General features: G+C 65.7%; 1 protein-coding gene and 1 pseudogene. Both read right to left on the bottom strand.

Translation table 11 applies throughout. From position 1 onward, the window contains the following. Positions 1 to 932 (bottom strand): M14 family zinc carboxypeptidase (locus ACNA7R_RS20175; RefSeq protein ID WP_416285324.1); only part of this gene is annotated, 932 nt, incomplete at its 3' end. A gap of 528 nt (positions 933 to 1,460) precedes the next feature. Continuing rightward, positions 1,461 to 1,826 (bottom strand): annotated as a pseudogene (locus ACNA7R_RS20170) (hypothetical protein); the annotation flags it as partial.

Genomic DNA, 1,826 nt, shown 5'->3' with positions numbered 1-1,826 from the left:
CACCCGTCGGGGTTGATGTAGACGTAGACGATCGCGATGTCGTCGAGCAACGGGTTGAACTCCTCGCTCTCGCCCTTGGCGGCGCTCTCGAGGATGCGGCTGCCGGCCTCGACGCCGGCGCGTTCGTTGCCGTGGATGCCGACGATGAACACGGCTTTTTCCTTCTCGGCGAACGCCTCGCGGTCCTGGACGTCGTTCGTGAGTTCAGCGACGTAGATGTCGCGCGGGTCGGAGTCCTCGCTCGTGAAGACGTTCTCCCAGCCCGGCCCCTGGCCGATCCGCTCGAGGTTGACCATGTCGGGGTACTCGGCCTCGAGGTGTTCGAGGGCCTGGCCGGTTTCGCCGTGGGCGGTCCAATCGCGGGCGTCCTCGACGCGCGGGAAGACGTCGTACTCCTCGATGTACTCCGGAAAGACCTCGTAGTCGCCGTAGGGCTCCTCGAGCTTCCAGAACGGGTTCGCGCCGGGCGAGTACTCGACGAACGAGATGCCGTCGAAGTCGTCGAGCGCATCGGCGAGTTCCGCCTCGGTGAGATAGGCGTGTGCGGCCGGGGTAGGGGTCTCGCGATAGACGACCGTCGTCGCGCGGTCGTCCTCGTCGATATCCCAGTCGGGGTCGCCGAACTCGTCGTAGAACGCGGCTACCGACTCCGCGTCCTCGAACTCGAGGACGAGCGTCGCCGCGTAGTCGTCGGGCGTCGCGTTGACGACGAACTCCGCGAGGTCGGTGACCCGGTCGTCGTCGACCTGTGCGGAGGCCGCACCCGGTAGCGTCAGCGCCGCGCCGGTCGCCGCTGCGACGCTCAGGAACGTTCGTCGATCGATAGTCGTGCCCTCGAAGTCGCGGTCCTCGAGCGCGTCGGCGTCGTCGTAGGTGTAGCGGTCAGGATCGCTCGATTCGGCTCGGTCGTGATGGTGGTGTCCACTGCTCATGGGTGGTGTGGGTCAGATCCACATGGGTTGAGGGGGGATACTGTCACAAAGCCATGACCGAGTTTCTCACTAATGTTTGTCTGACGGACTCTTTATTATCTAGATGAGGGCTGAAAACGAGGCGTCGTCGTCACGCGAATCGGTTCCTCGCTGGAGGCGGCTTCGAACCGGTCGGGGCGTGTGGACGACTCGAACGGAGTCTCAGAGGAGAGTCACTGCACGGACGGAACCCCGTTCGTCGACGAGCCGGAGACGCCACGACAGCGCTCGTGGCGCGGTCGACTGATCGGTCGCGAGATTCGTTTCTCGAGCGGTGACCGACCACCGGTCCGGTGACAGCTGGTGTCCTCGGACGGCCCAGTCGGGGCCGTCTCGAGCGGTGACCGACGACGACCGATCGAGGACGGTCCCACGGCTACTCGTCCCTGCGAACGTGGCGGGCGCGTCGCGGTGGTGGTGCGTTGGGAGCGTGTGTGTGCTCGCTCGAGCGTGTGCGTTCGGTGGTGCGGGTGTGTTCTCGAGGTGGGGTTAGCTTGTTCCGTGGACGTCGGCCGTCTCCGGCGTCGTGGCGGGGTCGCCGGGGACGTCGGCGTCGGTCGGCAGGACGAGCCGTCGTTCGGTGTAGGAAAGGCCGTTCTTGCGCTGGGAGGTTCTGTGGACCGCGAGGCGATTCTTGGAGAGCTCGAGGACCGCGTCGATCGTCCTCGAGACTAACTTTTTGGCGTAGCTGTCGCTGATGCCGTTTTCCTGCCGGCGGATCCAGTGTTTCAGGTCGCTCGCGGCGACGTAGGCTTGGACGTTCTTGCAGCCGTCCGTCCAGGGATCGTCGCCGACCCTCGGGTCGGTGCGGGCCTTCCAGAGCTTCGCGGCCAGTCTGGTCGGGAGGGCGTTGGT

This window comes from Natronococcus sp. (assembly GCF_047921035.1).
Classification (GTDB): Archaea; Halobacteriota; Halobacteria; order Halobacteriales; family Natrialbaceae; genus Natronococcus.
The sequence above is the reverse complement of the archived record's forward strand: the minus strand, read 5'-3'. Positions and strand labels throughout refer to the sequence as shown.